Below are 9,962 nucleotides of genomic sequence, written 5' to 3'. Positions count from 1 at the left end.
TTCGGGTGAGACGCGCGGAGTTAAATCATTGATTTGCCCGACGGCGAAAGCGGATTATTTTTCGCGTGAGGGATGGACACGTTTCTGCTGATTTGCCCGTCGGGTTGATTTGTCGCACCCAAAGTATCCACATCGTCATTGCGAGCGGAGCGAAGCAATCCATAGTGCCGCAAGCGTAGGCATGGATTGCTTCGCTTCGCTCGCAATGACAGCGTCTCACGATCACCCGGGTGAATTGCCCACCGCCATCTTGCGATCGGCCCAGGTTTTGAGATCGCCCACCGTCAGCATCTTGAGGAACGGGTTGGCGTTGACCAGCTTCTCGCGGGTGGTCCGGCCTGTCACGTCGGCCGCGGCCATAAGGGAAGCGGCGTCGGCGTTTTCGGCCGCGGTCAGCAATGCCACCGCGCCTGCCGGTCCGGCGAAATGCACGAGGTAGAGAGAGCCCGGCGTGATCGGCAGGCCGCGCTTGCTCAGCATCGCGGCATTTCGCTCGATCGTGCGTGCGGTGATTTCCCGGGCAAGCCCGACATCTCGACGCAGCTCCAGCACTTCCTTGTCGCTGCGTCCCTGGACCAGATCGCGCCGGTGTCTTCGAACGGCTTCGAGCCATGTGTCGTCGAGAAACTGAGCGGCTCCGATCGCGCTCGAGCGCTTGTTCCTGGCATTCGGGTCGCCGTTTGATTCAGCCGTGATGATGCGCTCGACCAGCGCCCTGATCGCGGCCTGGTCGATCGCCTCGTCCTTCAACTGAACGTCGCGAAACAAGAACAGGCTTGCCGTGACGCCGAACGCGATCGCTATCGCTATCGCCAGCAGGATGGCAATGACTTCCACCGACCACCATTGCCGCGTCCGCACCATGGTCCGACGCTCATCCGGGTCAGGCGGCCTGATTTCATCAGCACGGCCTGCCGGCTTCGACGTGGGCATGGACGTGGACATGGACCTGGGCATGGGGTGCGGCGGCCTGCCGTCAGCCACGCCCTCGAAGGCAAAGGATTGTTGCGCTAGGTCTGACATCCCAGTGGCAGGCTCAATGCTTTGAACAGGCCGTCGAAGGCGCCGGGCTGACAGGACTTGGCCTCGACAGTCGGTTTGGAACGCGTCGTCTTTGCCGTTGCTTTGGCAATCTCGTGCTTGGGCAGTTGCTTCGGTCGAGGTTTCGGCAGCACGACAGCGGGTTTTGCGGCGGGGACTGCGCGCTCGGGCGGTTCAACGATCGGCGCGGGTTCCGGTGCAGCCGCAGCGGATTGAACCGGCGGTGCAATTGGTTCGGGCGAGAAGATCTGCTGGGCCGACGCCTGCTGCTGTGTATGCGGGATTTCGTTCCGGTCTGCTGCGGTCAGCGTATCGCCAGATGCCGCGAAGCTCAGGGTTGCCTGGGCAGGCTGGGTCTCGACAGACTTCGTCGCGCGCGGCGGAGTCTGCATCTCCATCACCGCAAGCGTACCGAGGCCAACAAGGATGAGAGCCGCCCTCATCTGATCTCGCGTTTCATCGGAGATCGAAGGCTAAGTTTCAATGCGGCGGCTTGGCGGCGGAAGTGAGCGCCTCGGAACAGTGAACGGAAAAGATCAGGGATTAAGGTTAATGCGGAGACTCGCGTTCACACCGAAGCCGTAGGGTGGGCAAAGCGCAGCGTGCCCACCTTCCCTTGCACCGGCCGTAAATGGTGGGCACGCTTCGCTTTGCCCACCCTACGATTCGCGGTGATGGAGACGCTATCAGCCCGCGACTGCCGCCGGGATGTCGCGCTGGCGCTTCATGACGATCTTGTTGAGGGCGCCGAGATAGGCCTTCGCCGACGCCACCAGCGTGTCCGGGTCGGCGGCGCGCGCGGTCATCGAGCGGCCGTCATGGGCGAGGCGCACGGACACCTCGGCTTGCGCGTCGGTGCCTTCGGTCACCGCGTGCACCTGATAGAGCTCGAGCTTGGCGTCGTGCGGCACCAGGCGCTTGATGCAGTTGAAGACGGCATCGACCGGGCCGTTGCCCTCGGCTTCCTCGATCCTGGTCTGGCCGTCGACGTCGAGCTTCATGGTCGCGCGCTGCGGGCCATGGGTGCCGGCAATCACGGTCAGCGAGGTCAGCTTGATACGGTCGTAGGCGGCGGCGATCTCCTCGTCGAGCAGCGCCTCGATGTCCTCGTCATAGATGTCCTTCTTGCGGTCGGCGAGCGCCTTCATCCGCGCGAACGCATCTTCGAGCTGGTTCGGACCCAGTTTGTAGCCCATCTCCTCCAGCTTGTGGACGAATGCATGGCGGCCGGAGTGCTTGCCGAGCACCAGCGACGACTGCTTCAGGCCGACCATCTCGGGCCGCATGATCTCGTAGGTGGAGGCATCCTTCAGCACGCCGTCCTGATGGATGCCGCTCTCATGCGCGAACGCGTTACGGCCGACGATCGCCTTGTTGTACTGCACCGGGAACGAGGTCGCCGCCGACACCAGCTTCGAGGCACGGGTCAGTTGCGTGGTGTCGATCCTGTTCCAGTAGGGAAACTTGTCGTTGCGCACGTTGATCGCCATCACGATCTCTTCGAGCGCGGCGTTGCCGGCGCGCTCGCCGATGCCGTTGACGGTGCACTCGACCTGGCGCGCGCCGCCGACGATGCCGGCCAGAGAGTTCGCCACGGCCATGCCGAGGTCGTTATGGCAGTGGACCGAGAAGATCGCCTTGTCGGAGTTCGGCACGCGCTCGATCAGCGTGCGCATGAAGTGGGTGTACTCGTCGGGCGTGGTGTAGCCGACGGTGTCGGGGATGTTCACCGTGGTGGCACCCGCCTTGATCACGGCTTCGACGATGCGGCAGAGGAAATCCATCTCGCTGCGGGTGCCGTCCTCGGCCGACCATTCGACGTCGTCGATCTGGTTGCGGGCGCGGCTGACGTTGGCGATCGAGGTCTCGATCACCTGTTCCGGCGTCATGTTCAGCTTCACCCGCATATGCAGCGGCGAGGTCGCGATGACCGTGTGGACGCGGCCGCGCTTGGCGAATTTCACGGCTTCCGCGCAGCGGTCGATGTCCTTCGGATGGGCGCGGGACAGACCGGCGATGACGGCGTTCTTGGAGCGGCGGGCGATCTCGCTGACCGCCTGGAAGTCGCCTTCCGATGTAATGGGGAAGCCGGCCTCGATGACGTCGACGCCCATCTCGTCGAGCAGCTCGGCGACCTCGAGCTTTTCCTCGAAGGTCATGGTGGCGCCGGGGCACTGCTCGCCGTCACGCAGCGTGGTGTCGAAAATGATTACGCGGTCCTTCTCGGACTTGTTGGCGGTGGTCATCTGCAAAGTTCCTTTGGGTCGGTCGCGCTATCTTATCACTGAGCGCTAAAGGGTTTCTGGTGTTCTCACGCAACCCCTGAGTGCCCAGGCGCAACCGCCCAGACGGCCCTCAGGGGCCGATAAGAAGCAGAATCCCGCCAAGAAGGAGGGTCGGCAGCGACGCAGCCGGAATCGCGGGGGCAACTTGAGCCGTTCCCGTCAGGATTCCATCGTTTTCGCTGCGAATCAGCATTGCCAGTACCCTTTGGAGGCCAAATCCTCGGTCAAAACCGTTGACGGTTGGTTGCCGAGGCCACCTCCGAGCGCGTTTCTAGACGAAGAGAGCGCCCCGCCGCAACGGTAAAAAGATGGTCAGTGCGGCTGACCTAATTGCCGCGAGGTGTAGGGTGGGCAAAGCGAAGCGTGCCCACCTTTCTTGCACCGCCCGTGGATGGTGGGCACGCTGCGCTTTTGCCCACCCTACGGGAGCGCCAGCCATAGAACGCGCTGTCATCGTCCGGCTTGACCGGACGATCCAGTATTCTAGAGACCGGAGTTTGAGCCGAGAGGTCACCGTGTACTGGATTCCCCGCATTCGCGGGGAATGACGGCGGAGGCTACTTGGCCTTCTTCCCTGCCTTCCCCGCCCCACCCTTCCCTTCCGCCAGCAGCGCCTCGCGGACGTGCTTGAATTCGCTGCGTTCGGAGTTGTCGACCTTCGGGAAATGCAGATCGAGCTTCTCGAGCGCGCTGACGATGGTGGAGCCGATCACCACGCGGGCGAACCATTTGTGGTCGGCCGGCACCACGTGCCAGGGCGCGGTGCGGGTTGCAGTGTGGCGGATCATGTCCTGGTAGGCGGCCATGTAGCGGGGCCACAGCGCGCGCTCATTGACGTCGGCCATCGAGAACTTCCAGTTCTTCGACGGCTCCTCCAGCCGCCCCAGGAAGCGCGCGCGCTGTTCCTGCCTGGAGACGTTGAGGAAGAATTTCAGGACCACGATGCCGTTGCGCGAGAGGTAGCGCTCGATCGCCGAAATATCCTCGAAGCGTTCGCGCCAGATGTTCTTGGTGACGAGCCGCGCCGGCAGCTTTTCCTTGGCGAGGATTTCGGGATGCACGCGCACCACCAGGCATTCCTCGTAATAGGAGCGGTTGAAGATGCCGATGCGGCCGCGTTCGGGCAGCGCGATCATCGAACGCCACATGAAGTCGTGGTCGAGCTCCTTGGACGACGGCTCCTTGAACGAGGTGACCTCGCAGCCCTGCGGATTGACGCCCTCGAACACGCTCTTGATCGCGGAGTCCTTGCCGGCCGCATCCATGCCCTGGAAGACCAGGAGCAATGACCAGCGGTCCTGGGCGTAGAGCTTCTCCTGGAAATCGTTCAGCCGCCTGCGATTGGCCTCGATGATCTCCTCGCCCACGACCTTGTCGATGCCGCCTTTCTCGTTGGTCTTGAGCGATTTGAGGTGAAAGTGGTCCGAACCGTCGACGCGGAACGGTGCCACGAAAGGTTTCAACTCGTCGGCCAGCAGCTTCGATTTCTTGCCCATGGGCCCTTTCTTACCTGCTCAGATGCATCTCGATAAACGCGGTGACGAAGCGCGGCATCGTGGCGGTGAAATCGCTAAAATCGCGCACCAGGCGGATCGCCGCCAGTTCGGGCTCTTCCTGCAGCGCGAGATTGCTTTCGATCCGCGCGCGCAAGGTATCGCCGGGCATGTCGACATACAGGATCCGCATCATGGCGATGGCGACGCCGGTGAAGACGCAATCCCAATGCGCATCGGGGCGGTAGTCGGCGGGCGTGAGCCCGGTCTCCTCCTCCACCTCTCGTGCGACGCTGCCGGCGATATCGAGCATGTCGCCCCTGATGTCGTCGAGATCGGGTGTGCCCGACGGGAAGTAGACCCGTCCGGGGTTCGAGGTGTGATGACCCATTTCGCCGAGCACGAACGCGCCGTCGCTTGAGAGCAGCGCGCCCATGCCAAAGCCGTTGAATACGCCCTTGTCCGGAAAGCCCCAGTCGCGCCAGGCGAGGAAGCTCGCGAAATCGGTCTCGAAATAGCTCGCGCTCAAGCGCTCGCCTTCGAACGTGGCGCTGCGCCCCAGCAGCATACGGCCGTTCCAGAGGTTCGGCCGTTCGCGCTGCGCCTCGGCGAAATGCGCATCGATCTCGGCGCGGCGCGCTTGCGCGAACGGCCACGCCCATGGCTGCACCTTGAGGTCCAGCGAGGTGACCCGATGAATGGAAGGTGGCGTCATCAGGCGGGCTTACTTCGCACCCGTCCCCGTGGTCTTCTTCGCCTGCTCGACCAGCCTGTTGGTGTAGGTCTTGCTGACGTCGATATTGGCCTTGGCGACCTCCGGCGAGCCTTCGCTGAACACCGCCAGCACCGCGTCGGCGCCCTTCGGGTCCATCTTGCCGGTCTCCGAATACATCGGGATCGTGTTCTTCAGGGCGGCGAGATAGAGCTCCTTGTTCTTGCCGACCATCTCCTCGGGCATCTTGGCCATGATGTCTTCCGGCGAATGCGAATGGATCCAGGCGAGCGTGGCGAGGATCGCATTGGTGAGCGCCTGCGCCTCCTTCTCGTGTGACTTGACCCAGGCCGCGGTCGAATAGAGCGCGCCGCCCGGATACTCGCCGCCGAACACCGCGAGCGTGTCGTGCTGGGTGCGGGTGTCGCTCAGGATCTTCAGGTCGGCATGGCTGCCCTGCAGGACGGTGACGGAGGGATCGAGCATCACGGCGGCATCGATCTGCCCCTGCTCCATCGCTGCGACCGCGGTCGCGCCCAGGCCAACGCTGATCACGGAGGCGCTGGTGGGATCAAGCCCGTTCTTCTTGAGCAGATATTTGAGGAAGAAATCGGTCGAGGAGCCGGGCGCGCTGACGCCGACCTTCTTGCCGGCGAGGTCCTTGATCGAATTGATCTCTGAGGTGTGCTTGGGCGACACCACCAGCACCAGGCCGGGATAGCGGTCATAGACCACGAAGGCCTGCAATTCCTGCCGCTTGGCGGCGAGATTGACGCAGTGATCGAAATAGCCGGAGACGACGTCGGCGCTGCCACCGAGCACGGCTTTCAGCGCATCCGAGCCGCCCTTGAGATCGACCAGTTCGACCGCGAGCCCCGCCTTCTCATATTCGCCGAGCTGCTTGGCGAGCACCGTCGGCAGATAGCACAGGCAGGCGCCGCCACCGACCGCGATCGTGACCTTGCTTTGCGCTGCGGCAAGACCCGACGTCAGCACCAGCGCCAGCAGCGCGCCGGCCAGCCGGCCAAACAGTTTCCTCATGATCGTCTCCGTTCCGTGGGGTGCAGGATAAAGCAGCGCGCGGGCGTTGAGAAGCTCCGCGTTATTGCGAGGCGCAGCTCCCGTAGGGTGGCAAAGCGTAGCGTGCCCACCATCACGAGCGGAGCACTTGATGGTGGGCACGTCGCTGCGCTCCTTTGCCCACCCTACGATTCTACGCTTCGCGCGCCGCCGTTGGTCGCCAGACCAGCAGGCGCCGCTCGACCAGCGTCACGGCCATGTCGATCAGGATGACGAAGGCCGACAGCACGAACATGCCCGCGAAAACGCCGGCGACGTCGAACACGCCCTCCGCCTGCTGGATCAGATAGCCGAGGCCGGCGGCGGCGCCGAGATATTCGCCGACGACGGCGCCGACCACCGCAAAGCCCACGGAGGTATGCAGCGAGGAGAACATCCACGACAGCGCCGAGGGCCAATAGACATGCCGCATCAATTGCCGCTCGCTCATGCCGAGCATGCGGCCATTGTCGAGCACGGTCGTGCTCACTTCCTTGACGCCCTGATAGACGTTGAAGAACACGATGAAGAAAACAAGGGTCACACCGAGCGCGACCTTGGACCAGATGCCGAGGCCGAACCAGAGCGCGAAGATCGGCGCCAGCACGACGCGCGGCAGAGCGTTCGTCATCTTCACGTAAGGGTCGAACACGGCGGCGACGCGCGGCTGGCGCGCGAACCAGAAGCCGACCAGAATGCCGAGAGCCGAACCGATGACGAAAGCGAGGATCGATTCCCACAGCGTGATCGCAAGATGCTTCCAGATCACGCCGGTCGAGAACCAATTGACGATCTGGCTGACGACGTCGATGGGATTGGAGAAGAAGAACGGCGGAAGCCAGATGCGGCCGAACACCGGCACGGTGGCAAAGAGTTGCCACATCGCCAGCGCGACGACGGCGACCAGGACCTGGCAGAGCAAAAGCGCGGCGCGGGACATCAGTCGGCTCCCCCGGCTTGCGTTGATTGCGCGTAACCCTTCATCACCTCTTCCTTCAGCACGCCCCAGATTTCGCGATGTAGTTCGTGAAACTGCTTGTCCAGCCGCACCTCGAAGATGTCGCGCGGACGCGGTAGCTCCACGCGCCAGTCGCCGATGATGCGCGAGCCGGGGCCGGCCGACATGATGACGACGCGGTCGGCGAGCGCGATCGCCTCCTCCAGGTCATGGGTGACGAACAGCACCGCCTTGCGGTCGGCGGTCCACAATTCCAGCAGGAGATTGCCCATCACCTGCCGGGTCTGGGCATCGAGCGGGCCGAACGGCTCGTCCATCAAGAGGATCTTGGGATCGCGGATCAGGACCTGCGCAAGGCCGACGCGCTTGCGCTGGCCGCCCGAGAGCATGTGCGGATAGCGGTTCGCGAATGCCCCGAGCCCGACCGAGGTCAGCCAGGCCTGCGCCTGTTCCAGCGCCTTCCGCCGCGGCGTGCCCTTGATCTCGAGCCCGATCGCGACATTGTCGATCGCGGTCTTCCAGGGGAACAGCGCATCGGCCTGGAACAGGTAGCCGGCATCGCGGTTCAATCCGGTGAGCGGCTGGTCGAAGATCCTGACCGCGCCCGCGGCCGGCTTGAGCAGGCCGGCGGCCACGTTCAGCAAGGTCGACTTGCCACAGCCGGTGGGGCCTACGATCGCGACGAATTCGCCATGCGCGACCGCAAGGCGCGCCTTCTCGACGGCGGTGTAGACGCGGGCGTCCGCAAGGCGAAACGCCACCGTCGCATCCTCGAGCGCCACCGCTGTGGGCTTGGCTGTGGGCTTGGCCTTGTCCACCACGTTCCCTCCCTGTTCGGGAGGATGCCTTAGCCTCTCGTGCGGACAAGTTCAACGCGGCATCGCGACGTGCTAGTTGATCTGTGATCTCCCGGATGGGGCCGCAGCGCGAGGTTTGAACAGCATTGTCCAACGGACCACTCATTGCCTACACCAAGGTCGGCAAGACCTTCGCCAACGGCGGCGTGGTCGCCGTCGACGATGTCTCGCTGGAGGTTGCCGAGGGCGAGTTCCTCGCCATCGTCGGCCGCTCCGGCTCGGGCAAGAGCACCTTGCTGCGGCTAGCCAATCGGCTGATCGAGGCCGACAGCGGCAGCGTCATGGTCGAAGGCGAGGACGTGCGCAATGTCGATCCGATCCGCTTGCGGCGGCGCATCGGCTATGTCTTCCAGAGCGGCGGGCTGTTTCCGCATCTTGCCGTCGGCGCCAATATCGGCATCACGCCGAAGCTGCTCGGCTGGCCGGCGGCGGAGATCGCCGCGCGTGTCGACGAACTGCTCGAACTGGTGCAGCTCGATGGCGCGCAGTATCGGGAGCGGCTGCCGCATGAGCTCTCCGGCGGCCAGCGCCAGCGCGTCGGCGTCGCGCGGGCGCTGGCCGCACGGCCGCGCATCGTGCTGATGGACGAGCCGTTCGGCGCGCTCGATCCCCTCACCCGCGATGCGCTCGGCGATGATTTCCGCGAGTTGCACCGCAGGCTCAAATTGACCACCGTCATGATCACCCATGACATGACGGAGGCGCTTTTGCTCGCCGACCGCGTCGCCGTCATGCACGAAGGCAGGCTGCTCGCGCAGGGCACCCCGGTGGAGCTTTCCGAGAGCACCGACCCTTACGTCGAAAAACTCCTGCACACGCCGCGGCGGCAGGCGGAACGGCTCGGCAAATTGCTGCCGGGGGACGGCGCCGCATGAGCCTGTTTTCCGATCCGCGCTGGACCGAGGCGCTCGCACATCTGCCCGATTATCTCGGCAACCATGTGCGCGTGAGCCTGGCTGCGCTCGCGCTCGGGCTCATCGTCAGCCTGCCGCTGGCGATCGTCGCGCGCAACCGGCCGCTGCTGCGCGGCGCGCTGCTCGGCTTCGCCAGCATCGTGCAGACCGTGCCGGGGCTCGCGCTGCTGGCGCTTTTCTATCCGCTGCTACTCGTGCTGGCGGCGCTGACGCTGTCCTGGTTCGGCTTCGATTTCTCCGCCTTCGGATTCCTGCCGGCGGTGCTGGCGCTCGCGCTCTATTCGATGCTGCCGGTATTGCGCAACACCATCACCGGCCTGTCGGGCGTCGACCCGGCGCTGACGGAGGCGGCGCAGGGCGTCGGCATGACGCCGCGGCAATCGCTGTTCATGGTGGAGCTGCCGCTGGCGCTGCCGGTGATGATGGCCGGCATCCGCACGGCGGCGGTGTGGGTGATCGGCACCGCGACGCTGTCGACGCCGATCGGGCAGACCAGCCTCGGCAATTACATCTTTGCTGGGCTGCAGACCCAGAACTGGGTGTTCGTCGTGTTCGGCTGCCTCGCCGCCGCCGCGCTGGCGCTCGCGGTCGACCAGCTCCTGGCGCTGATCGAGAACGGCCTGCGCCACCGCAGCCGGCTGCG

At 64.4% G+C, this 9,962-nt stretch carries 10 protein-coding genes; 2 read left to right on the top strand and 8 right to left on the bottom strand.

All coding sequences use genetic code 11. The annotated features are described in order from the left end of the window. Positions 1–222: 222 nt before the first annotated feature. The 8 genes from CWO89_RS35100 to CWO89_RS35065 form a co-directional block, all read right to left on the bottom strand. Positions 223–864, bottom strand: coding sequence for a lysozyme family protein (locus tag CWO89_RS35100; protein ID WP_245476723.1), 642 nt, complete (start codon positions 862–864; stop codon positions 223–225). Positions 865–1,010: 146 nt separating this feature from the next. Next, the gene (locus CWO89_RS35095) at positions 1,011–1,439 is read right to left on the bottom strand and encodes a hypothetical protein (RefSeq protein WP_245476724.1); all 429 of its coding nucleotides are present in this window, start codon (positions 1,437–1,439) and stop codon (positions 1,011–1,013) included. A 288-nt stretch (positions 1,440–1,727) separates the two neighbouring features. Further along, positions 1,728–3,287 carry a 2-isopropylmalate synthase gene (locus CWO89_RS35090; RefSeq protein ID WP_130583003.1) on the bottom strand — a complete coding sequence of 520 codons (1,560 nt, stop codon included), beginning with the start codon at positions 3,285–3,287 and terminating at the stop codon, positions 1,728–1,730. 596 nt (positions 3,288–3,883) lie between these two features. Beyond that, a complete protein-coding gene (locus CWO89_RS35085) occupies positions 3,884–4,822 on the bottom strand; it encodes a polyphosphate kinase 2 family protein (protein WP_130583002.1) in 939 nt (312 codons plus the stop codon). 10 nt (positions 4,823–4,832) lie between these two features. Further along, the gene (locus tag CWO89_RS35080; RefSeq protein ID WP_130583001.1) at positions 4,833–5,534 is read right to left on the bottom strand and encodes an NUDIX hydrolase; all 702 of its coding nucleotides are present in this window, start codon (positions 5,532–5,534) and stop codon (positions 4,833–4,835) included. A 9-nt stretch (positions 5,535–5,543) separates the two neighbouring features. Next, positions 5,544–6,572: an ABC transporter substrate-binding protein gene (locus CWO89_RS35075; RefSeq protein WP_130583000.1), complete on the bottom strand. Its 1,029-nt coding sequence runs from the start codon at positions 6,570–6,572 to the stop codon at positions 5,544–5,546. Between the two features lie 172 nt (positions 6,573–6,744). Next, positions 6,745–7,530 carry an ABC transporter permease gene (locus CWO89_RS35070; protein ID WP_130582999.1) on the bottom strand — a complete coding sequence of 262 codons (786 nt, stop codon included), beginning with the start codon at positions 7,528–7,530 and terminating at the stop codon, positions 6,745–6,747. Further along, complete coding sequence (locus CWO89_RS35065) at positions 7,530–8,366, bottom strand: ABC transporter ATP-binding protein (protein WP_130583006.1); 837 nt, start codon at positions 8,364–8,366, stop codon at positions 7,530–7,532. Before CWO89_RS35065 ends, CWO89_RS35070 begins: the two co-directional genes overlap by 1 nt. Before the next feature lie 125 nt (positions 8,367–8,491). Between CWO89_RS35065 and CWO89_RS35060 the strand changes: the two genes are divergently transcribed. Together CWO89_RS35060 and CWO89_RS35055 are read left to right on the top strand one after the other, a co-directional pair. Next, the gene (locus CWO89_RS35060; RefSeq protein ID WP_130582998.1) at positions 8,492–9,280 is read left to right on the top strand and encodes an ATP-binding cassette domain-containing protein; all 789 of its coding nucleotides are present in this window, start codon (positions 8,492–8,494) and stop codon (positions 9,278–9,280) included. Further along, the coding region (locus CWO89_RS35055) for an ABC transporter permease (protein ID WP_130582997.1) at positions 9,277–9,962 on the top strand (686 nt) is incomplete at its 3' end. The genes CWO89_RS35060 and CWO89_RS35055, both read left to right, overlap by 4 nt.

The organism is Bradyrhizobium sp. Leo170, from assembly GCF_004296405.1.
GTDB lineage: Bacteria > Pseudomonadota > Alphaproteobacteria > Rhizobiales > Xanthobacteraceae > Bradyrhizobium.
The sequence above is the reverse complement of the archived record's forward strand: the minus strand, read 5'-3'. Positions and strand labels throughout refer to the sequence as shown.